Genomic DNA, 21547 nt, shown 5'->3' with positions numbered 1-21547 from the left:
AAGTCGGGCCCCGAGGTGCCGATACGACAGTCTCGACTCTCGCCCCAAGGGGGGTTCCCGCATGATGGACGACCTGCTCCAGGAGATGATCGACCCCGCACCGGTGCACCACGACGCACCCCGCCGTCGACGCCTGTGGACCACCGTGGCGATCGTCGGCCTCGCTGCCGTCGGTGCCACGACGCTGACGACGTCCGCCATCTTCACCGACAACGACACGGTGTCGGCCGAGATCCAGAGCGGGACCGTGGACCTGGTCGTCGGCTCGACGACCGCCTTCGCCTTCGCGCCGCAGAACCTGAACCCCGGGGCCACGACCTTCGCCCCGCTCCTCGTCTCCAGCACGGGCTCCCTGGAGCTCCGGTACGCGATCTCCTACAGCGCGGTCCCGACGGCCGGACCCGCCGGGAGCCCCGTCGTCGAGGACACCGACGGCACGACGGCGGTGGCCACGGGCGCCAACCTGGCGAACGTCCTCGAGCTCAGGATGTTCCGCGTCGACGCGGCAGCGGACTGCAACGCGGCCAACACCGCGGGCACACCGCTCAACGCAGCGGGCACGGTCACCCCGTGGCCCGCCACCACCACCGAGCTGGTCGGGAGCCCGGCCACGCTGGCCCAGACCGGCGACCGGGTGCTCAACGCGGGCACCCCGAGCGAGTGGCTCTGCGCGCGGGTCGACTTCCCCTCGTCCGCCGGCAACGAGTACCAGGACTCCGGCGTCGAGCTCACCCTGCTCTTCAACGCCGAGCAGACGGCCAACAACACCTGAGCCTGATGGCCCCCTGGTCGGACGGGCAACGAGACGCCCCAGCCGTCGACCGACGCGCGCCGCGCGTGCTCGGTCGGCGGCGTGCTCGTGCTCCCAAGCCCACGTGGCGCCGGCTCGTCGGTGTCGCCCTGTGGACCGTCGTCGTCATCTGCGGGGCGGCCTACGCCACGTCGCTGGCGGTGCCGCTGTGGTTCCAGGCGCACGGCCAGCGCCTGCTCATCGTGACGTCCGGCTCCATGGCACCGAAGTTCGACGCGGGTGACGCGGTGGTGCTCCGGGCGATCTCCGACGAGTCCGACCTCAAGGTGGGTCAGGTCATCTCGTTCTGGCCCATGGGCACCACCGAGCTGGTCACGCACCGCATCGTGGCGCTGCGCAAGCTGCCGGACCTCCGCCAGGACGAGGCGACCGGCCGGATGGTGCCCAAGCTGAACGCCGCCGGGGAGCAGCTCACCAAGTCGTACGTGGTGACCAAGGGCGACGCCAACGCCGAGCCCGACGTCAACGCGACCCCGATCGGCCGGATCCGTGGCGTGCAGCTCGCGGTGCACCGGGGCTGGGGCTGGGTGCTGCAGTGGGCAGGATCCGCGCAGGGACGCGCGACGATGCTCGTACCGCCACTGGTCGCGCTCGCTACGCTCGAGCTGCTCGCCATCGGCGACGCGCGGCGTGCCCGTCGGGCGAGCCCGGTGCGCACGGACCACATGGACAGGAGGGTCGATGAGCTCCTCCTCGACTGAGCGCGACGACGTCGCCCCTGGCCGCCGCTCCTTCTGGTCCGTGGACCGTGGCGGCCTCGTGCGCCTCGGCATCGTGCTCGCGTTCGCCGTGGCGGCGCTGCTGAGCCCGCTGGTGGGCTCGACGTCCGCGCAGTTCACCGACAGCACCGAGGTGTCGATCACGTTCTCCGTCCCGCCCGACCCGGCGCCGGTCCCGTGACGGCGCCGGCCCCGCGCGGGGTCGGCGCCGTCAGGGTCAGGACCGCAGGCCGCGCGCCCCGAGGAGCACGGCGTCGGGGTCGTACACCAGCGAGAGCATCTGCAGCCGGCGCGCTGCGTCGGGCGTGAACACCCGCTCGATCCACTCCTGGCCCGCCGTGTCGGTGAAGTTGGGCAGCCCGCCCTGACGCGTCCAGGCGGCGAGCCCGTCGTGCACCCGAGCCGTGTCGGCGGTGACCATCTGGGCGATCTCCGGGATCATCACGCCGATCGTGAAGAGCGAGTACGCCGCGTCGCGGTGCGGGAACGCGCTGGGCAGGCCGCGGTCGTCGCGGACCTTGCCGCCCAGCTGACGCACCTCGACCATCGCCTGGGCGGTCTGCGCGTCCGGGCCGACCAGCTCGAGCAGACGGTCGGCGCCGTCGATCCCGAACGAGTGCAGCAGGCTGTGGTGCTCGTGCAGCGGCATCGGGTCCACGGGGTCGCTGTGCACGTCGCCGAGCGACGAGTACGGCATGACCTGCACGGTGTCGATGAGCGGCGCGGCGACCGAGCGGATCGCCCGGATCATCTCCTCGCCGACGGCGGGGTCACCGGTCCAGGCGAAGCGCACCGAGACCGACGTGGTCCCGCGCAGCGGCTCCGGGAAGATCGGCATGTCGGGCAGCCGCATCACGGCGATCGACGTGGTGCCCTCCTCCGGCAGCAGCTCGCACCACTGGCTCCAGGTGCGGATCACCGCGGCCGCGTCGGCCGCGCCGAACCAGAGGGCGCCGGCGTACAGCTCCGCCTGGTCGACGAGGTCGATCTCCACCGCGGTGACGATGCCCAGCGCGCCCTTGCCTCCGCGCAGGCCCCAGAACAGGTCCGGGTGGCTCTCCGCGGTGACGCGGCGGAACACGCCGTCGCCGGTGACGAGCTCGAACGCGCGCACGGTGTCGGACGCGAGCCCGTGGGTGCGGGCCACCGGTCCGAGACCGCCGCCGGTCAGGTAGCCGACGACGCCGACGTCCGGCGACGAGCCGGCCAGGCCGGCGAGCCCGTACGGCGCGCACGCCTCGAGGACGGCCGCCCACTTCACGCCCGCGCCGATGCGCGCCCAGCGCTCGTCGGCGTGGACGGTGACCTCGTCGAGGGCCGCGGTGCTGACGAGGATCGCGTCCTGCATGGTCTCGGTGGCCCCGTGGCCGGTGCCCTGGACGGCCACGCGGACGCCGGCGGTGGCCGCGGCCCGCAGCGTGCGGCTGACGTCGTCGGACCCCCGGGCGGCGACGACGGCGGTGGGCCGGATCGCCTTGAGGAGGTTGCTGGTGCCCGTGAGAGCGGTGTACGCCTCGGTGCCGGGCAGGTGCACAGGGACGCCGGAGTCGGCGAGCGCCTGCACGGCTGCTGCGGTGGCCGGACGGTAGTCCGCACCGATCAGCGAGCTGAGGATGGTCATGATCGTGCCCTTTCCTGTCCGCGCCGTCGTTCGGCGCACGGGCAGAAGGGGACACGGCCGGGGCCGCCTGATACATCCGAGATGTCCGGAGTTGCGGAGCAGTACGTCAGCCCGGGGGCGTGGCCGGCAACGTGATCGTGAAGCTGGTCCCCTCACCGAGGGTGCTCTCGATGCTCAGCGAGCCGCCGTGCGCGTCGACCACGGCCTTGGTGATCGACAGCCCGAGCCCGACGCCGGGGATGGCCCGCCGGGTGGCCGTCGACGCCCGGAAGAAGCGGTGGGTCAGCTGGGACAGCTCGTCGGGCGGGATGCCGATGCCGCTGTCCGCGACCACGATGACCGCGCCGCCCCGCTCCCCCGGACCGACCTCGAGCCGGACCGTCCCCCCGGACGGCGTGAACTTGATCGCGTTCGAGACCAGGTTGTCGACGGCCTGCGCGAGCCGGACCGGGTCGGCGTCGAGGACCGTCGAGGTCACGGAGGGCACCAGCTCGATGCCGGCCGCCTCGGCTGCCGGGGCCGCGGCCGCCACCGCGGCGGACACGATCTCGCCGGCGTCGATGTGCTGCGGCGAGATGGAGAACCGGCCCGCGTCCACCTGGGCGGTGAGCAGCAGGTCGCCGACGAGGCGCAGCTGGCGCCGGGCGTTGCGCTCGATGACGGTGAGGTACTCGCGCTGCTCGTCGGACAGGGGGTCGGTGCCGTCGGTGAGCAGCTCGAGGTAGCCGAGCACCGAGGTGAGCGGTGTGCGCAGCTCGTGGCTCACCAGGCTGACGAACTCGTCCTGGAGCCGCGCCGCCTCGCGCTCGGAGGTGACGTCGGTGGCGACGACGACGTAGCCGCTCGTCGTGCCGTCCGCCTCGGCGCGCCGGGTGACGGCGAGCCGCACGGTCATCCGCACACCGTCGCGCGCGATGTACGTCCAGTCCCGCACCTCCGGCCTGCCCGCGAGCGCCGGCGCGACGAGCGCGTCGACCAGGGTCTGCGGGTGGTCGATCGGGCTGTCGTCGGAGAACAGCAGCGCGCGGCGCGCCTCCAGCTCGTCGCGGTCGTGGAAGTCGGTCAGGCGCATGCGTCCGACGACCTCGCCCTGCCCGTACCCGAGCAGACCCTCCGCGCCGGCGTTGAACACCTCGACCATGCCGGTGGCGTCCGTCGCGATGATGGCCTGCTCGGTGGCGGAGTCGATCACGGAGATCAGCTGGTCGCGGGCCGCGCGCCGCTGGTTGGCCACGCGGGCGAGCTCGACGGCGTCGGCGCGGGCACGGTCCAGCAGCACCGCCTGGTCCATCTGCAGCGACAGCAGCGCCTCGCTGCGGGCCCGGAGACGGGCCGTGATCTCGTGCACCGTGACGGCGACCACGAGGGCCACGAGCGTGACGAACAGCGTCCGGACGACGGTGTCCACGGTGACGGGCACGCTCGCGAGCAGGACCGGGGAGAACACCACCCCGGCGACCCCGAGCGTGGCGAGCAGGATCCCCCGCCGTCCGCGCTGCGACGCGAGCGTGATGACGGGGAAGAACACGAGCGTGGTGTACGGCGAACCCGGCCCGCCGGTCCCGGCACGCAGGAGCGCCACGGCCAGCAGCTGGACCACGGGCAGGACGTCCTGGGCGGCCTCGGGCCACCGGCTCCAGGGCAGCAGCCGTGCGGCGACCAGCTGACCGGCGGTGAGCGCCCCGGCGATGAGCACGTCGACCGGGCTGGTCACGCGGACGCCCGGGATCAGGAGCGTGAGGAGCGCGACGAAGAACACCCCGACGAACGGCAGCTGGCGCTCGACCACGCCGCCGTCCGGTCCGAGGTGGCGGGCGAGGCGCCGCACGAAGCGCGAGCTCGTCGTGAGCAGGTCGGTGCGCTCGGTCGACCAGATCTCGCTCATGCGCCGGTCACGGTTCCGTCCCGAGCGCGCGGGCCAGCGCGGCCTGCACGCCCTCGCCGGTGAACGGCTTGGGCAGCCATGCCTCCACCTGCGGGTAGTCGTCGGGGTCGAGGACCGACGTGATGATCACCGGCAGGCCGGGGCGGCGCGCGTGCAGGACGTCCACCAGCTCCCACCCGCCCATGCCCGGCAGGCGCAGGTCGACGACAGCGACGTCGACCCCGAGGTTGTCCTCGTCGCCCAACGCCTCCTCGGCAGTCTTGACCGCCACGACGTCGTAGCCCAGGCGGCGCAGGTGCCGCTCGATGAGGGCGAGCTCGTCCGGCTCGTCGTCGACCACCAGCACGCGCGCGCTCACAGCACGCCCTCGTGCAGCAGGAGCACGACGACCGTGATCGCGGTGGCCACCAGCGCGACCACCAGCAGCAGCCGGCGCTCCGCGCGCGCGTTCGACCGGATCTCGTCCTCGAGGGCGTCGGGCGACAGCGTCGCCCACCAGCGGGCGTCGTCGCCCGTGGCCGCCCGGTGCGCGCCGGTCATCCCATCACCCGTCCTGTCTTCTCCGTCTTGTCCCACACCGCGGCGGCGCCGCGCCATTGCTTCACGTACGCGTCCAGCGTGATGGCGCAGAGCACCGGGCCGAAGCCCACCACGTAGAGCAGCGGGAGCGCGAGCCACCGCACCGGACGGACGCGCTCGAGGATCCGGATCACCCACGCCAGGAGCATCGCGAGCACCGACCAGGAGTAGAGGGTGAGCGTCCAGACCGCGCGGCCGGTCTCGGTCATCTCGAGCCCGAGAAGTGCCGGGATCCGCTCCTCCCAGAGGTTCGGGAACCAGGCGGCCGTCATGACGACGAGCGCGCCGAGCCCGGGGAACACGATGCCCTGGAACCAGGACCGCCGAGCCGTCTCGCGGTCCAGCAGGAGGGTGGTCACCGTGATGAACACGTAGGCGCTCACCGCCACCCACCAGAAGCCCTGGAACACCGCGGTCGCCGTCACGCTCGCCACGAAGTACAGGCCGACGAGCCCGACCGCGGCCAGCGTCATGGCCACCGGGAGCAGGTAGATGGCGAACCAGATGATCCCGAAGTCGAGGTTGCCCAGGTTGTGGACCCGGGAGGGCCGGAACCAGACGCGGGCGAAGGTGCGGGTGATCTGCACGTTCCCGCGGGCCCAGCGCACCCGCTGCTTCCACAGGGCGGTGACCGTGTCGGGCTCCTCCGCCAGCACCACCGCGGCCGGCTCGAACACCACCCGACGCCCGTTCAGCTGCGTGAGGAACGTGGTGTAGGTGTCCTCGGCCAGCGTCGAGGTGTCCACCTGCCCGCCCACCGCCTCGAGGTTCTCCCGCGAGTGCAGCTGCGCGCCGCCCGCGAGGCAGGCCATCGCGCCCATGACGTTCTGCGCGCGCCGGGCCGCCGCCTGCGCGGTCACGTACTCGTACCCGATGAACCGTGCGACGCTGCCCGGCCGCCCGCTGCCCTCGCGGATGAACGCCGTCACGGCACCGACGTTCTCGTCGGCCAGGTGCCGGGCCATCCGGCGCAGGGAGTCGGGGCGGTAGATCACGTCCGCGTCCATGATGAGCAGCGCCTGCATCCAGTCGTCGTCCAGCGCGTACCGGATGCCGTGGTTGAGCGTGTGGGCCTTGCCCTGACCGCCCTGCTCGCGGCGCAGGTGCACGATGCGGTCGTCGTACTGGGCGGCCTTCGCGCGGACGACGTCGGGGGTGTCGTCGGTGCTCGCGTCGTCGACGACGAACACCTTGAGCCGGTCCGGCGGGTACTGCAGGCTCATGAGCCGGTCCAGGGACGCCGCGAGCACGGCCCCCTCGTTCCACGCGGGGACGATGACGACGACCCGCGGCAGGTGCGGCGCGGAAGCGCGCAGGTGGTTGCGGAACGCGTGCACGGGGACCAGGAGGTACTGGTAGAGCCCGGCGAGCACGGGGATCACGCCGATGCCGACGAACGCGACGAAGACCGCGACGAGCGCGTCCTGCCCGGCACCCGTCATCCCTGCACCCAGCGGTAGACGCCGACGTCCGAGGCGACGTGCGCGTCGGTGGACGCGACCAGCTGGACGCCGGCCGCCCGCCAGCGCTCCGTCGCGCGCGGGCCGGGGCAGTGCCACTTCTCGTTGACCTCGACCGTGGTGCCCGTGGCGACCGCGGCGTCGGCCAGCGCGTCGAGGAGCTCGTCGGGGACGTCGTCCTCGGTGAGGCCGATCTTGGGCAGGATCGAGAACGGGTGCGCCAGCTGCGCACGGCCCACGGAGCGCATGGCGCGGATGGTGGCGGTGACCAGCAACTCGACCACGTCGGCCGGGGCCAGCCCGGCGTCGATCCGCTCCCGGGTGGCTCGGGGGCTCCACGGGCCGTCCGGTCCGGGCACCTGGTGGTCTGCCAGGAGCACCCGGTCCGCGCCGCCCGGCGAGCCCAGCGCGGCGAGCACCTCCGGCGGGGCGTCGACGGCGCCGGACGCGTCGAGGATCTTGGCCTCGACACCGGTCAGCACCGTGAGGCCCTCCAGCCGCGGCAGGGCGCGGACCACCGAGAGGAACTCCGGCACGTACGTCGTCGAGACGCGGACGTGGTCGACCATCCGGATCTCGCGCAGGCGGGCGACCTGCGCCGCCGCCAGGTTCTCCGCAGGCGTGCTGACGGCGTCGTCGGAGAACGTGGAGTGGACGTGGTGGTCGCCGTCGGTGGCAGGACCTGCGCTCATCGTGGCGGCAGGACGTCAGCGATCGGCAGGAAGACGTCCTCGAGGTAGCGCACGTTCGCGATCTCCTGGAAGTCGACGTGGTCCGGCACGGGCCGGCCGAGCACGGCGTCGAGCGTGAGGGACGGCATGTCGACGCCGGCGGCGATGGTCAGCGGCATCGCGCCGGGGAACCGCGGGTTGACCTCGAGCAGGGCCGGGCGGCCCTCGACGTCCCGCTTGAGCTGCACGTTCGCCACCGTGGTCAGGCCGATCGCGCGCGCGACCGCCGACGCGGTCTCGACGAGCTCGTCGTCGTGCACCGTGACCCCCGCGACCGCGACGCCCGAGTCCACCCGCAGGCGGGCGCGCGGCACGGCGGCGATCACGCGACCGTCGAGCCCCGCCAGCACGTCCACCGAGTACTCGTCCCCGGGCAGCAGCTCCTGGACCAGCAGGTCCTCCTCGGCGTCGTGCACCGCGTCGAGCTCCGCCTGCGTGCCGATCAGCCGGATCCCGCGCGAGCCTGCGCCACGGCGGGGCTTGACGATCACCGGGAAGTCCCAGCCGGAGACCGCCTGGGGCGTGCCGATCAGCTCGGTCCGGGGCACCCGGACGGTCCGCGCGCACGCGGCGGCGAGGGCCAGCTTGTCCAGGCAGGTCTCGAGCGTGCGCAGCGACGGGGACGCGAGGATCGTGCCGTCCGCGAGAAGCTCGTCCCGGGCCGCGGCGAGCTTGGGCAGCTCGACGTCCACCGTCGGGAAGAGCACGTCGACGCGCTCGTCGAGACAGAGCTTGCGCACCACGTCCACGAAGTCGGCGGCGCGGCCGGCCGGGACCAGGTGCCGCGACCCGGCGTCGACGAGGTACAGCGCGCTGGCCCACCGGTCCATGTCCGCCGCGATCACCTCGACGTCACCGCGACGCTGCAGCGAGCGGATCACCGCAACGCCCGCGGGTCCCCCTGCACCCGTGACCAGGACCCTCATGCGTGACCTCCGTGCCCGTCGACCTTCTCGGTGGCGGGGGCGGCGGCAACGCCGATCGCCCGCGCCTTGCTGCTCAGCATCGTGGCCGCCCGCACCATCTCCAGCGGCTCGGCGTACTGGCCGCCGCCGAAGCGGGACCAGTACCGCGCGGTGGCCCGGACCAGCTCGGGATCCATGTAGTCGCGGTGGGACTGCGACTCGAACGCCGCCAGCATCTGCAGCTTGGCGTCGAGGAAGCCGTCGACCGGCACGAACCGGGTGGGCCGGAAGTCGATCGTCGACGACGGGCTCTGGAAGCACGCGAGCGACGGGACGCGGCGGGCGGCGACGTCGACGGCCTGCCGGACCGCGCGGTGGTCCTGGTGCCGGTCGTGCTCGCTGTGCGTGTAGACGACCGACGGCTCGGTCTCGGCGATGAGCTCCTCGATCGTGGTGATCAGCCCGCCCGCGGGGTCGAGCCGGGTGTCCTCGAAGTCGTGCAGGTAGAGCCGCGCGCCGATGACGCCGGCTGACGCGAGCGCCTCGTGCCGGCGGGACTGCACGTCACCACCGATGGCGCCGCCGGACAGGGTGAGGATGACGACGGTGTCGCCGGCCGCGCGGTGCGAGGCGAGCGTCGCGCCCACACCGATCTCCACGTCGTCGGGGTGGGCGCCGACCGCCAGGACGACCTCGTTGCTGCCCATCGCCGCGCGCTTGGCACGCCCCTCGACCGCGAGCGCCGTGACCCGGTCGAGGAGGGTCGCGGCGGCCACGGGCTTGACCAGGAACTCGTCCGCGTCCCGCCGCAGCGCCTCGACGGCGTAGTCGACGCTCGCGAACGCGGTCATGACGGCCACCGGGGTGCCCGCCGCGCGGGAGCGCAGCTCGACCAGCAGCTCCAGGCCGCTCATGCCGGGCATCTGGATGTCGGTGAGCACCACGTCGAACTCGTGCGCCGCCACCTCGGCCAGGGCGGACATCGGTTCGTGCACCACGGTCACGGCCATCCCGCCGCGACGCTCCAGCACCGTGCGGACGTACTGCGCGGTGTCCGCGTCGTCCTCGACCACCAGGACCCTGATCTGCTCGTTCGTCACGCCGTGTAGCCCCTCGGTAGCCGACTGCTCCCCCCACGCTATAGACAGGCCCTCCACCCCGCCCCTCGGGGAATAGGACCGAGGACCCCCCTGTTGAGCGGCAAGTACATGCAAACGCATGGAACTCTTCACCAGAGCGAGGCGCGAGATGCAGTTCGGGATCTTCACCGTCGGCGACGTCACCACCGATCCGACCACCGGCCGGACGCCGGACGACACGGAGCGGGTGCGCAACATGCTCACCATCGCCCAGCACGCCGACCAGGCCGGCCTGGACGTCTTCGCGACCGGCGAGCACCACAACCCGCCGTTCGTGCCCTCGTCGCCCACCACGATGCTCGGCTACCTGGCGGGCACGACGAAGAACATCATCCTGTCGACCGCGACGACGCTGATCACCACCAACGACCCGGTCCGCCTGGCCGAGGAGTACGCGATGCTCCAGGTCATCTCCGACGGCCGGATGGACCTCATGATGGGCCGCGGCAACACCGGCCCCGTGTACCCGTGGTTCGGCCAGGACATCCGCCAGGGCATCCCGCTGGCCATCGAGAACTACGCGCTGCTGCGCCGCCTCTGGGAGGAGGAGGTCGTGGACTGGCAGGGCAAGTTCCGCACGCCCCTGCAGGGCTTCACCTCCACGCCGCGCCCGCTCGACGGGGTCCCGCCGTTCGTGTGGCACGGCTCGATCCGGAGCCCCGAGATCGCCGAGCAGGCCGCGTTCTACGGCGACGGCTTCCTGCACAACGCGATCTTCTGGCCGCTCGAGCACGCCGCGCAGATGGTGAAGTTCTACCGCGAGCGCTACGAGCACTACGGGCACGGGCAGGCCGACCAGGCGATCGTCGGGCTCGGCGGGCAGGTGTTCATGAACAAGAACTCGCAGGACGCGGTCAAGGAGTTCCGGCCGTACTTCGACAACGCGCCCGTCTACGGGCACGGTCCGGCGATGGAGGACTTCATGCGCGACACCCCGCTCACCGTGGGGAGCCCGCAGCAGGTCATCGACCGTTACGGGAAGTTCCGCGACCAGGTCGGGCACTACCAGCGCCAGATGTTCCTCATGGACCACGCCGGGCTGCCGCTCAAGACGGTGCTCGAGCAGATCGACATCCTCGCCACGGAGGTCGTCCCGGTGCTCCGCGCCGAGGCCGAGTCCGCGCGTCCCGCGCACGTGCCGGCGAACCCGCCGTCGCACGCGGACCGGGTGGCGGCCGCGCTGGCCGCGGGTACCGTCCATGAGCAGGTCGTCGCGCAGGACACCTACACCGGCCTGCGGGCCGAAGACTCCCTCTCCTCCTGATGCTCGCGAAAGGCACCACGATGAGCGACCGCTCGATCGTCGTCATCTCGGCCGGGCTGTCCCAGCCCTCGTCGACGCGTCTGCTGGCGGACCGCCTCGCCGACGCCACCGTCACCGAGCTCGCCGCCCGCGGCATCACCGCGCACGTCGAGACCGTGGAGCTGCGCGACGTCGCCCACGAGATCGTCAACATGACGCTCTCCGGCTTCGCCTCCGGCGCCCTCAAGGACGTCCTCGAGAAGGTCACCGCGGCAGACGGCGTCATCGCCGTCACGCCGATCTTCTCGGCCTCCTACTCCGGGCTGTTCAAGTCGTTCGTGGACATCCTCGACAAGGACGCCCTCGTCGGGCGGCCCGTGCTCGTGGGCGCGACCGGCGGCACCGGCCGGCACTCGCTGGCCCTGGAGTACGCGCTGCGCCCGCTGTTCGCCTACCTGCGGGCCGACGTCGCCGGCACGGCCGTGTTCGCGGCCACGGACGACTGGGCCGACGGCGGCGGCGACGACGTCAACCCGCTGCCGAACCGCATCCGCCGCGCCGGCCGCGAGCTGGCCGAGATGGTGGCCGACCGCGAGCCCTCCGCGCCCGTGGGGCTGTACGACGCGGTCCCGTCGTTCGAGCAGCTGCTCGGCGGCGCCTGATATGAGCATGACGACGGGCCCGACGCACACGCGTCGGGCCCGTCGTCGTGCTCACTTCACGCGCAGCGACACGATCTTCCCGTCGCCGAACACGTCGGTGGACACGTACAGCTTCCCGTTCGACCACTCGAGCCCGGCCGGCTGGTTCAGCGACACGAGAGGCGTCACCACCCCGCGCTTGGTCACGGACGAGACCTGGTTCACGTACAGCTCCGCGACGTAGACCGTGCCGCCGGAGCCGATGGCCAGGTTGGTCGCGCCGGAGAAGCCGGTGGCGAGCTGCTTCACCGCGCCGGTCCACGGGTTCACCCGGTACACCGATCCGAGCGGGCCGAGGCTGCCGTCCTCGGGGCCGCCGGGCAGCGAGGACACGTAGAGCCAGCCGTCGTGCCCCAGCTCGACGTCCGTCGGCACCGGCTCGAGGTTGTACTCGTGGCCGACGACGCAGTCGGGCAACCCGAGCGCCCCGGCGATCTCCGCGGTCACCTCGACCGGCACCGGGGGCAGGACGGCGACCGTGCTGACGCGCCCGCGGTGGTCCACCTTGAGCAGCGCGTTGGCGCCCGCGTCGGCGACGTACGTCACGCCGGGAAGGCTCAGGGAACCGTAGGCGTGGCTGTCGATCGCGCCCGTGTACGGGGCGAACGGCGGGACGAGGGTTGCGGCGCACGCGGGGTCCAGGTCGGTGAACGCGTACCCCTGGCTGCCGTCCGGGTTGGCCTGCTGCTCGTACGCCAGCAGGTCGGCGACGACGCGGATCTGCCCGTCGTGGCCGCGCCGCTTGAGCACGGAGGAGACGACCTCGAACTGGTCGCCCGCCCGCTCCGCCCAGGTGACCGACCCGAGCAGCGTCGAGACCGCCGCGACGTCGGTGCCGGACGACGGGGAGAGCTCCTGCGGGGCCTCACCCGGACGGATGCTCACGAGCGTGCCGGCGAACGCCTGCCCGACGTAGAGCGTGCCGCGCCGGTCGAGGTCGAACGTGAGCGGGGTCACGAGATGCTCGGCGACGGTCGTCGGCTCTCCCGCGGTCGGTGGCTTCGGGCCGTGCCCGTGGCCGGGATGCCAGCCGCGGGCCAGCTCCTGCGCGGTGGTGCCGTGATGACCGAAGCCGTCCCGGTCGGCGGCGGACGCCGGAAGGCCGGCGACGAGCAGACCGCCCGCGGCGAGCGCGGCGACGGCGATGGACCTGGTCCCCCTCATGCTTCCTCCTCGTCGAGAAAACATCGCCCGCGTCGTCAGCGACCGGCGGAGGTGTCGGTGGATGCGGACGAACCGCCCGAATCGGGCGCCGATCCACTATGAACCCGCTGTGAGTTGGCTGTCCAGGTCGTTCCGTGCACGCCGACGGCGGGGAGCCTCGAGGGGCTCCCCGCCGTCGACGGTCCTGCACCCACTGGCCGGCCGGTCGTGCCTCGGCGCGGGTGGGCGGCGGGTCTACTGCGGGCTGAGGGTGAACGTCGAGCCGGCCTCGGCGGGCTCCACGTCGAGGCGCAGGTCGGCCAGGGTGGCCGAGGCCCCGGGGTCGACGTAGACGCGGGTGGACCCGTCGGTCACCACGTCGTCGCCCGGGACGGGCTCGGGGACCAGGGCCAGCTCGAACCCGCCCGCCTCCTGCTGCGCGATGCGCAGGCCGCCCGTCTCGTCGGGGAGGCCGGCCTGGGTGGTGAGCGTGTGGACGGTGGACAGAGCGCTGTCGGTCAGGGTGAGCACGAAGGCTCTCCTCTCGGTTTGCCGGTGGGACCACCCTCGGGGGCGGCTCGTCGGACGCCTCCACCGTGGTCACGTCCGGTGTGCGGCTGCAACTCGGCGTCCGCTGGGCGAGACCCGAGCCTCCGACGGCGGCCCCAGGTCGCGAGGCCCGTGCGGTCCCCCTACCCTCCGCACTACGGTCGGTGGCATGCCGATCCCGCTCCGGGTCGCGCGGTTCAACCGCCGGGTGACCAACCCCCTGCTGGGGACGATCTCGGACTGGCTGCCGCCGTTCGCGACGCTGCACCACGTGGGCCGCACCAGCGGGCGCCGGTACCGGACCCCCGTGTTCGCGTTCTCGTCACCGCGCGGGGTGGTCATCGCCCTCACGTACGGTCCCGACGTCCAGTGGCTGCGCAACGTCGAGGCCGGCGGTGAGGCGCGCCTGGTCCGGCGGGGCCGCGTCCTGGCGCTGAACCATCCACGCCGGCTGCACGGGCAGGTCGGAGCCCGGCTGGTGCCCGGGGTGATCCGCGCCGGCCTGCGCCTAATGCGGGTCGACGACTTCGTCGAGCTCGCCAGCGACCCGCGCCCGTAAGAGTCGTCCGCAAGAGTCGTCCGAGGAGGAGCCATGCCCCGCGAGGGATACCCCGCCGCCACCGTCGAGGAGTACCTCGACGCGATCCCGCCGGAGCAGGGTGCCGCGCTGCGCGTGGTGCGCGACCGGCTGCTCGCCGTCGTTCCCGACGCCGAGCAGGTGATCTCCTACCAGGTGCCGACCATCCGCTACCGCGGTGCCGGGCTGGTCGCCCTGTCGGTGGCGAAGACCCACTGCAGCCTGCACCTGATGAGCCCGCCCGTGGCGCGGTCCCTCGCCGGCGTGCTGTCGGAGGGGAAGCTGTCCGGGGCGACCCTGCAGTTCGACGCCGGTTCCCCGCTGAGCGCGGAGACCGTCCGGCTGATCGCGGAGCGCCGCATGGCCGAGGTCGACGCGCGGCTCTCACCGGCCTGAGGGTGGTCAGCGGCCCGACGTCGAGAAGTGCTGGTAGTCGATCGGGGACTCCCAGTCGCCGCCCCACAGCCAGCCGACCGACGCGAACGCCCGGACCACCTCGTCCCCGTCGTGGATCACCCCCGGGCTGTCCGGGCGGTCGGCGAACGCGCGGCCCTCGGTGGGCGCCACCGACGACCCCCGGACGTAGGGGTTCTCCACCGGGTTGAGGTCGATCGCCCGGCCGTACGCGTGCTCGGACCACCCCGTGCCGCCGGTGATCGCGCGGCAGTTGAAGGCCGACGTGTTGTCGGCCGCCATCGACTCGTCGTCGCTCGCGCCGAAGTCGTCGACCAGCCGCATCGATCGCACCGGGTAGCCCGCCTCGAAGAGGGCTCCGAACACCGTGACCATGGCCTCGGCCGCGTCCGCGTGCACCACCAGCTCGCCCTGCCGGTCGACGCCGTCGAAGCCGCGGTGCGTGACCGTGACGTACCGGAGGTCCTCCAGGGGCACCGGGCAGCCCGGGCGCCAGGACGGCTCCATCCGGGCGGCCAGCTCGGGGGTGATCAGGGAGATCGCGGACGTGAACGCCGGCGGGAGGGCGACCACCGGATCGTCTGTGGCGCCCGGGGCGCTCGGGGCGGTGACCGGGGTGGGGGTGGTGGTCGGCGTGGCGGTGGGCCTGGGGGCGCGGCTCGCCTCCGACGACGCGCACCCCGACAGCAGCGCGACGACGATCATGATCACCACCGCGCGCACCCCTCGCCCCATGCGGACCAGTGTGGCGCGGGGACACCGCCCGGCGTCGAGACCTCGCCTCACACCCGCTGTCTTCTCCCGCGTCGGGGTGCAGCTCCGCCACCGGCGCTCAGACCACCCCGCGCCGGCTGCCGACGATGCCCGAGGACACGGTCGTGCCCGCCCACAGGTCCGGGTCCGTGCAGCCCTCCGCGCAGTGCATCCCGCAGGTGGGGCACACCCAGAGCGTGTGGTGCCGGTCCACCGTGCACCCGCACGTGACGAACCGCTCCGACGGCCGGCCCGGGCCGCTCGTGGTCCACCGGTGTCCCGCGGGGCAGCCCGGCGGCGGCACCCGCACCCAGCCGCGTGGCGTGCGCTGCCACTTCGACCAGTCGGTCTCGCGAACCATCGAACAAGTGTACGAGTGCCGTGTGATCTCCCACGTGTCCGCCTGTGGCGTTTGCGCAGGTCAGCGGCGAATGTCAGCGGCCGGTCGTACAGTTGTTCTATGCCCGGATCGGGTGAACTCTGCGGCGGGAGGTGGCGGCGATGACGGCGGTGCTCAACGCGGTCGGCCCGTGTGCCCACGGGCCACTCCCTGCCGTTCCGCCCGTCGTCGTGGACTCGTCGGCCGTCGACGGCCTCAGCAGTGACGCGCCGACCGCGCGCACCTCGACCGCGGCTGGGTTCGACCACGGTCCGCTGGTGTGGGCCGACTCGTCGCGTGGTGCGCGGCCGGGCGTGGTGCCTGCGGTCCGGCCCGGTGCTCGGGTGGTCGACCTGGGTTGCGTGGAGAGCTTTCCGTTGCCGGGCGTGGCCGTCGGGGAGCTGGCCTCCCTGCTCGCAGACGTGCCGCTCGCGGACGTCTCGGACACCGCCCTCGTGAACGCGGCGACGGCCTGGCAGCAGGTCATCGCGATGGCGCAGGCCAGCCAGGCGGCCGTGATCCGGGAGATCGAGGTCCGCACGCCCGACGCGTCGGCGCGCGTGCCCGACGAGCTGGCGTGTGCCCTGGTGTGCACCACTCGCGCGGCCCAGGACCTGTTCCTGCGCGCCTGGGGCGCCGGGCAGCACCCCGCCGTCGGCGACGCGTGGGCGTCGGGCGCGATCGAGGCGCGCAAGGTCGACGTGATCCTCGCCGAAGCCGGTCATGCGGCACCCGGCGCGGTGGAGGCGGTCGTCGCCGACGGGCTCGCGCGGGCCGGGGACCTGACCGCCCCGCAGCTGACGCGACATCTGCGCACCGCCGTGATCGCGACCGATCCGGCCACCACCGAGACGCGCCGCGTGGCCGAGCGGGCACGCCGCGGCGTGGAGCTGGTCCTCGCCCCGGACGCGATGGCTCGCCTGATCGCCTACCTGCCCGCCGAGCACGCGACCGCCGCGTTCACCGCGATCGACGCCCTCGCCGGGCACGCCGCCCTGGACGGCGACACCCGCACCGTCGACCAGCGCCGGGCGGACGCGTTCACCGACGTCTTCACCACGATCCTGGACAGGCAGGCCACCCCCGACGGCACCCCGTTGCCCACCCGGCACGGCCGACGCGCCGCGCTGCAGGTCACGGTCGCGGCCAGCACCCTGCTCGGTCTGGACGACCAGCCGGCGCACCTGGGCTCGTACGGGCCGATCCCCGCCCAGGTCGCCCGCGAGCTGGCGCAGGACGCCACCTGGCGGCGCCTGCTCACCGACTCCACCGGGCAGGTCTGCGCCGTGGGCACCGCGACCTACCGGCCCGGCGCCGACCTCACCCGGACCGTGCAGGCCCGGGACGTGACCTGCACCTTCCCCGGCTGCCGGCAACCGGCCACGCGCTGCGAGATCGACCACCGCGTCCCCTACGACCACTCCCGCCCACGCACCGAGCACGGCCACGACCCGCAGACCACGACCGACAACCTGCACGCCCTGTGCAAGCACCACCACCAGGCCAAGACCAAGGGCTGGTGGCGGGTCACCCATGACCGCCGCACCGGGGTCTCCACCTGGACCGACCGCCACGGCCTCACCTACGCCCGCCACCCCGCGCGCATCCTGGTCGCTCCCAGCGCGTTCGAGCACGGACCACCACCCCCACCATCCCGCGACTGGGGCGACCCACCCTTCTGACCTGCACTGAGCCGCTGTCGAGTGTGGAGCCCCGCCGCGTGTGCGTGGATCGATCGCGCCGGTCGATCCAGCCGCACCAGTCGCAAGAGCCGTGCAGCGACGACGCGGTCACCGGCGGCGAGCCGTGGACGACGCCCGTCACGCCGCTGTCGGTGGTCGACGCCAGGATGGGGCGATGGACATCGACGACGCCCGGCGGTCGGCGCTCGCGCTGCCCGAGGTCACCGAGCGCGAGAGCTGGGGGCAGCCCGCCTGGTTCCACCGCAACCTGGTGGGGCGGATGTGGGACGCCGACCGGCTCACGGTCCGGGTGGAGGACGACGGCGAACGGCTCGCCCTGGTGGAGCAGCTGCCGTCGCTGTACTCGACGACCGACCACCACGCCGGCAGCAACCTCGTGCTCATCGCGCTCGATGTCGTCGATGCCGAGACGCTGCAGGCGCACCTCGCCGAGTCGTGGTGGTGGGCCGCGCCGCCCGTGCTCCGCCGTCGCTACCCGCACCTGGGCCCGCCGGACGAGGGCTGAGCCGGGCGCACGGCCTAGGCTCGCCACGAACCCGAACCACGAACCAGGAACCAGACCAGGGACGAGGGAGCAGATGACCGAGCCCGACTGGGTCCGCCACGCGATCTGGTGGCACGTCTACCCGCTGGGCGCCGTCGGCGCGTACCCCGGAGAGCCGCCCGGCCCGGACGAGCACCGGCTCCGCCGACTGGTCTCCTGGCTCGACCACGTGGTTGCCCTCGGCGCGTCCGGCCTCCTGCTCGGCCCCGTGTTCGCCTCGACCACGCACGGCTACGACACCGTCGACCACCTGCGGATCGACCCCCGCCTCGGCGACGACACCGACTTCGACGACCTCGTCGCGGAGGCCCACGGCCGGGGCGTGAAGGTCTTGCTCGACGGGGTGTTCAACCACGTGGGCCGTGACTCCGCGATCGCCCGGCGCTCGGTGGACGCGCTCGAGGGCCGGTCCGACGACGAGGTCTGGCTGTTGCGGGATGCCGAGGGCGCGTTCGTCGGGTTCGAGGGCCACGGCGCCCTGGTCACGCTGGACCACGCGCACCCGAGCGTCGTCGACTACGTGGTCCGCGTGATGAACCACTGGCTGGACCGCGGCGCCGACGGGTGGCGGCTGGATGCGGCCTACGCGGTGCCGACGACCTTCTGGGCGCAGGTCCTCCCCCGGGTGCGCGCCGAGCACCCGGACGCGTGGTTCGTGGCCGAGGTCATCCACGGCGACTACCCCGCGTTCGTGCAGGAGTCGACCGTCGACTCGGTCACCCAGTACGAGCTGTGGAAGGCGATCTGGAGCTCGATCTCCGACCGCAACCTGTGGGAGCTCGCGTGGTCGCTGACGCGGCACGACGAGTTCCTCGAGTCGTTCGCGCCCCAGACGTTCGTCGGCAACCACGACACCACCCGGATCGCCAGCACGATCGAGGACCCGCGCCACCGGGCGCACGCGGTCGTCGTGCTCTGCACGGTCGGCGGGACCCCGACGGTCTACGCGGGCGACGAGCTGGGGTTCACCGGCGTGAAGGAGGAACGGGAGGGCGGCGACGACGCGGTCCGCCCGGAGCTCGCCGTCGACGGACCAGGTCTCGTCGAGGACCCGGTGCTCCGCCTGCACCAGGACCTCCTCGGCCTGCGGCGTCGGCACCCGTGGCTGCACCGCGCCCGCACCACGCAGGTCACGCTCACCAACACGACGTTCGTGTACGAGGTGCGGGACGGGGACGACGCGCTGCTCGTCGCGCTCAACCTGGACGACGAGCCGTTGGCCCGCCCGGTCGGCGAGGTCCTTGCGAGCGACGACGAGACGCGCGGACGGTCCGACGTCGCGCCGCACGGCTGGGCGGTCGTCGCGCCGTAGGTGGTCGACGTGCCGTAGCGCCGGGAAGGGCGGTGCGCCGGTACCCAGCCGGCACACCGCCCTCCCCTCACCGCACCCCCGGCGGTGGCCCTCCCGGGATCACCAGGTCGACGGCGCGGGGGGCACCACCACCGGCGGACGGTCGTCGCACGTGATCGTGTTCGGGAGCTGCCACGAGCCGAACCAGGGACCGGTCGTCCCGCCGCCGTCATTGCCTCCGAGGTCGATCGACGACCACTCGGACCCGGTGGGCGGGAAGTTGAACGACCCGCAGTTGTTGATGCCGACGGCACCGACGTTGCGGGCATCCACGTTCTCGAACGTCGCCGACCCGGCTGCCCGGGCGCTGAGCACCGAGGTGCCGGTGCCGTCCACGCGGATGTCCTTGAAGTGCAGGTTGGTGACCGAGTAGAGGTCCTTCACGGGCCAGTCGGCGACGACCATGATCGCGTTGTAGGTGGTGTCGAGGAAGTGGTCGCCGACCACCTGGATGTCCGCGTCGATGTTCCCCTGGAGCGCGTAGAACCAGATCGCCCCGAGCCCGATGTTCCAGTTGAGCTCGTAGGTGCCGGCGCGGACGGTCGTGTTGTCGGTGATCCAGAGGCTGCCGGTGAACGGCTCCGCGCCGAACCGGGAACCGACCTGGATGCCGCTGCCCTCGCGGATCGGGTCGGCGACGAGGTTGCCGACGAGCGTCGTGTCGTGACCGCCGTAGATCGCGATCCCGTTGGCGAGCGTCGGTGTCTGCACGGTGTTCTGCGCGAACGTGTTGCCGGAGTTCGTCGTGTGCTCGGCCCACATGGCCAGCCCGTCGTCGCCGGTGTTCCGTACGACGTTGTTCACCGCCGAGGAGTTGGTGACACCCGTGTGGAAGTTGAGCCCGTCGGCGATCTGGTCGACGAAGTAGCTGTTCTTCACGACGAGGTTGTCCATGGGGCCGTCCACCCACACGCCGACCTTGGTGTGCTGGATGTAGAGCCCGTCGATGGTCGAGTCGCTCAGGGCGCCACCGATGCCGTTGACCTGGTCGGTGTCGATCCGCTCGCGCACGTCACCGACGATGGCGAACCCGGACAGGTGCACGTTCGACGAGCCGCCGACCGACGCGTCCTTGCCGTAGAACCCGACGCCGGTGTGGACCGAGCCGTCCGGGGCGGGGGTCGACAGGGCGACCTCCTTCCCGCGGATGATCGTGTACCAGCTGCCGGCGCCCTCGATCGTGACGTCGTCCACCACGATGTGCCGGTTCACCTGGTAGGTCCCCGGCGGCACGTACACCGGCAGGTCCTTCTTCTGCGCGAACGCGACGGCCTTGTCGAACGCGTTCGCGGAGTCCTTGCGGCCGGACGGGTCCGCGCCGAAGAGCAGCACGTTCGCCGCCTTGAGCCGGACGTGCGGGAGCCCGACCTGCTCGGAGTCGAGCAGGTCGATGGTGGTCCACGCGGCGTTCGTGCCCTGCGGGGCGGTCAGCCGGACCTTCGCCCCCGCGGGGTAGCTGCGACCGAGCAGCAGGCGCTGCTCGTCGTAGAAGTGCATCGGCCGGAACGGGGTGGTGATCGTCGGGGTCGGGGTGGTCGCCGCGGGCACGCACCCGCACTCGGTGATCCACCAGTCGGGGTGCAGCAGCCCGGCGTTCGGGTCGTTGGTGAACGGGTACTGGTTGTACAGCCACGAGTACTGCGAGGTCAGGGTCATCGTCCGCTTGCCGGAGCCGTTCACCGTGACGTCGAGGGGTGCGGTGATGCCGCCGCCGGTCGCCGAGTCCGGGATCGCGTAGCGGACGGTGAGCGCGTTCGCAGCCTTCGGCAGCGTGAACTCCACGTACTGCCCGGGCAGGAGCTGCACCGCCGAGCGTCCGGACGCCTCCGCGGGCAGCGTGTACGCGGTGCGGTCGGGCCCGATGACGGTGCCGGTGGTGACGGCCTTCTCGGCCTCCTGCTCGAGGAACGGGACGGTCGCACCCCGCCCGCTGACCAGCGCAGGGTCGAGGGCCGCCCGGGTGACGGGCGTGGGCACCGGCGCGGGCGGACGACCGTGGGCCGACGCCGCACCGCCCGTGCCGACGACGACGGCGACGGCCAGCAGGACGGCGAGCACGCGGGGTGCCCGACGACGGCCGGACAAGCTGACTGTGTTCCTCACGGAGCGCCTCCTTGCGCAGCCGGGACGGCGCTGGGGTGACAGGGGGCACCGCGCCGCGTGGACGGACACACCGTACGTTCTGGACAAACAGGTAGACAAGACTGAATCGGATAATGCAAGAACTTACGCACCGAACCGCAAGTTGGCGTCGAGATCGAGCGTCCATGGCCACCGGACCCGGCACGCCGAAGGAGCACCCGACGCGCGCCGCGGGAGGTGCCGGGTGAGACTGGTGCG

The 21547-nt window shown here is 72.7% G+C and carries 23 protein-coding genes; 10 read left to right on the top strand and 13 right to left on the bottom strand.

The window, feature by feature from the left end; genetic code table 11:
- Positions 1 to 61: 61 nt before the first annotated feature.
- The 3 genes from ASD18_RS06745 to ASD18_RS21005 are packed head-to-tail and all read left to right on the top strand — an operon-like array spanning position 62 to position 1711.
- Positions 62 to 772, top strand: a complete 711-nt coding sequence (locus ASD18_RS06745; protein ID WP_056088437.1) for a hypothetical protein — start codon at positions 62 to 64, stop codon at positions 770 to 772.
- Positions 773 to 777: 5 nt separating this feature from the next.
- The gene (locus tag ASD18_RS06740; protein ID WP_082573597.1) at positions 778 to 1512 is read left to right on the top strand and encodes a signal peptidase I; all 735 of its coding nucleotides are present in this window, start codon (positions 778 to 780) and stop codon (positions 1510 to 1512) included.
- The gene (locus tag ASD18_RS21005) at positions 1493 to 1711 is read left to right on the top strand and encodes a hypothetical protein (RefSeq protein WP_156387908.1); all 219 of its coding nucleotides are present in this window, start codon (positions 1493 to 1495) and stop codon (positions 1709 to 1711) included. Before ASD18_RS06740 ends, ASD18_RS21005 begins: the two co-directional genes overlap by 20 nt.
- A 36-nt stretch (positions 1712 to 1747) precedes the next feature.
- On the opposite strand, the gene ASD18_RS06735 is transcribed toward ASD18_RS21005, so the two are convergent.
- The 8 genes from ASD18_RS06735 to ASD18_RS06700 form a co-directional block, all read right to left on the bottom strand.
- A complete protein-coding gene (locus tag ASD18_RS06735) occupies positions 1748 to 3151 on the bottom strand; it encodes an FAD-binding oxidoreductase (protein WP_056088434.1) in 1404 nt (467 codons plus the stop codon).
- A gap of 106 nt (positions 3152 to 3257) precedes the next feature.
- Positions 3258 to 5036: a cell wall metabolism sensor histidine kinase WalK gene (locus ASD18_RS06730; protein WP_056088432.1), complete on the bottom strand. Its 1779-nt coding sequence runs from the start codon at positions 5034 to 5036 to the stop codon at positions 3258 to 3260.
- A 7-nt stretch (positions 5037 to 5043) separates the two neighbouring features.
- Positions 5044 to 5394, bottom strand: coding sequence for a response regulator (locus ASD18_RS06725; protein WP_056088429.1), 351 nt, complete (start codon positions 5392 to 5394; stop codon positions 5044 to 5046).
- Positions 5391 to 5576 carry a hypothetical protein gene (locus tag ASD18_RS06720; RefSeq protein WP_056088425.1) on the bottom strand — a complete coding sequence of 62 codons (186 nt, stop codon included), beginning with the start codon at positions 5574 to 5576 and terminating at the stop codon, positions 5391 to 5393. Before ASD18_RS06720 ends, ASD18_RS06725 begins: the two co-directional genes overlap by 4 nt.
- On the bottom strand, positions 5573 to 7057 hold the full coding sequence (locus ASD18_RS06715; RefSeq protein ID WP_056088421.1) for a glycosyltransferase family 2 protein: 1485 nt from the start codon (positions 7055 to 7057) through the stop codon (positions 5573 to 5575). Before ASD18_RS06715 ends, ASD18_RS06720 begins: the two co-directional genes overlap by 4 nt.
- Entirely contained in the window at positions 7054 to 7767 is a 714-nt protein-coding gene (locus ASD18_RS06710) for a PHP domain-containing protein (protein WP_056088418.1), read from the bottom strand. The genes ASD18_RS06715 and ASD18_RS06710 overlap by 4 nt, the downstream gene beginning before the upstream one ends.
- Positions 7764 to 8732, bottom strand: a complete 969-nt coding sequence (locus ASD18_RS06705; protein ID WP_056088414.1) for an ATP-grasp domain-containing protein — start codon at positions 8730 to 8732, stop codon at positions 7764 to 7766. Before ASD18_RS06705 ends, ASD18_RS06710 begins: the two co-directional genes overlap by 4 nt.
- Positions 8729 to 9811, bottom strand: coding sequence for a response regulator (locus ASD18_RS06700; protein ID WP_056088411.1), 1083 nt, complete (start codon positions 9809 to 9811; stop codon positions 8729 to 8731). The genes ASD18_RS06705 and ASD18_RS06700 overlap by 4 nt, the downstream gene beginning before the upstream one ends.
- Positions 9812 to 9959: 148 nt before the next feature.
- Here ASD18_RS06700 and ASD18_RS06695 point away from each other — a divergent pair, with 148 nt between their 5' ends.
- On the top strand, positions 9960 to 11114 hold the full coding sequence (locus ASD18_RS06695; RefSeq protein ID WP_056088408.1) for an LLM class flavin-dependent oxidoreductase: 1155 nt from the start codon (positions 9960 to 9962) through the stop codon (positions 11112 to 11114).
- A gap of 20 nt (positions 11115 to 11134) precedes the next feature.
- Positions 11135 to 11755, top strand: coding sequence for an FMN reductase (locus ASD18_RS06690; RefSeq protein WP_056091714.1), 621 nt, complete (start codon positions 11135 to 11137; stop codon positions 11753 to 11755).
- Positions 11756 to 11806: 51 nt separating this feature from the next.
- Here ASD18_RS06690 and ASD18_RS06685 read toward each other — a convergent pair whose 3' ends face one another.
- Entirely contained in the window at positions 11807 to 12958 is a 1152-nt protein-coding gene (locus ASD18_RS06685; protein WP_056088404.1) for a ScyD/ScyE family protein, read from the bottom strand.
- A 234-nt stretch (positions 12959 to 13192) separates the two neighbouring features.
- Positions 13193 to 13468 (bottom strand): hypothetical protein, encoded by a 276-nt coding sequence (locus ASD18_RS06680; RefSeq protein WP_056088401.1) that lies wholly within the window; start codon positions 13466 to 13468, stop codon positions 13193 to 13195.
- 187 nt (positions 13469 to 13655) lie between these two features.
- On the opposite strand from ASD18_RS06680, the gene ASD18_RS06675 reads away from it, so the two are divergent.
- Both ASD18_RS06675 and ASD18_RS06670 read left to right on the top strand, forming a co-directional pair.
- Positions 13656 to 14045: a nitroreductase family deazaflavin-dependent oxidoreductase gene (locus ASD18_RS06675; protein WP_056088397.1), complete on the top strand. Its 390-nt coding sequence runs from the start codon at positions 13656 to 13658 to the stop codon at positions 14043 to 14045.
- Positions 14046 to 14078: 33 nt separating this feature from the next.
- A complete protein-coding gene (locus tag ASD18_RS06670) occupies positions 14079 to 14459 on the top strand; it encodes an iron chaperone (RefSeq protein ID WP_056088395.1) in 381 nt (126 codons plus the stop codon).
- A gap of 6 nt (positions 14460 to 14465) precedes the next feature.
- Here ASD18_RS06670 and ASD18_RS06665 read toward each other — a convergent pair whose 3' ends face one another.
- A complete protein-coding gene (locus ASD18_RS06665; protein ID WP_235522279.1) occupies positions 14466 to 15212 on the bottom strand; it encodes a M15 family metallopeptidase in 747 nt (248 codons plus the stop codon).
- 97 nt (positions 15213 to 15309) lie between these two features.
- A complete protein-coding gene (locus tag ASD18_RS06660; protein ID WP_056088391.1) occupies positions 15310 to 15591 on the bottom strand; it encodes a hypothetical protein in 282 nt (93 codons plus the stop codon).
- Positions 15592 to 15731: 140 nt separating this feature from the next.
- On the opposite strand from ASD18_RS06660, the gene ASD18_RS06655 reads away from it, so the two are divergent.
- The 3 genes from ASD18_RS06655 (at position 15732) to ASD18_RS06645 (ending at position 19168) form a co-directional block, all read left to right on the top strand.
- On the top strand, positions 15732 to 17291 hold the full coding sequence (locus tag ASD18_RS06655; protein WP_056088387.1) for an HNH endonuclease signature motif containing protein: 1560 nt from the start codon (positions 15732 to 15734) through the stop codon (positions 17289 to 17291).
- A 175-nt stretch (positions 17292 to 17466) separates the two neighbouring features.
- Positions 17467 to 17817: an MmcQ/YjbR family DNA-binding protein gene (locus ASD18_RS06650; protein WP_056088385.1), complete on the top strand. Its 351-nt coding sequence runs from the start codon at positions 17467 to 17469 to the stop codon at positions 17815 to 17817.
- A gap of 73 nt (positions 17818 to 17890) precedes the next feature.
- Positions 17891 to 19168: an alpha-amylase family glycosyl hydrolase gene (locus ASD18_RS06645; RefSeq protein ID WP_056088381.1), complete on the top strand. Its 1278-nt coding sequence runs from the start codon at positions 17891 to 17893 to the stop codon at positions 19166 to 19168.
- A gap of 99 nt (positions 19169 to 19267) precedes the next feature.
- Here the strand turns inward: ASD18_RS06645 and ASD18_RS06640 are convergent, their stop codons facing one another.
- Positions 19268 to 21310, bottom strand: coding sequence for a glycosyl hydrolase family 28-related protein (locus ASD18_RS06640; RefSeq protein WP_082573595.1), 2043 nt, complete (start codon positions 21308 to 21310; stop codon positions 19268 to 19270).
- Positions 21311 to 21547 lie beyond the last annotated feature (237 nt).

Source organism: Cellulomonas sp. Root137, from assembly GCF_001426725.1.
Classification (GTDB): Bacteria; Actinomycetota; Actinomycetes; order Actinomycetales; family Cellulomonadaceae; genus Cellulomonas.
Note: the sequence above shows the minus strand (reverse complement) of the source record. Positions and strands in the feature narration are given on the sequence as shown.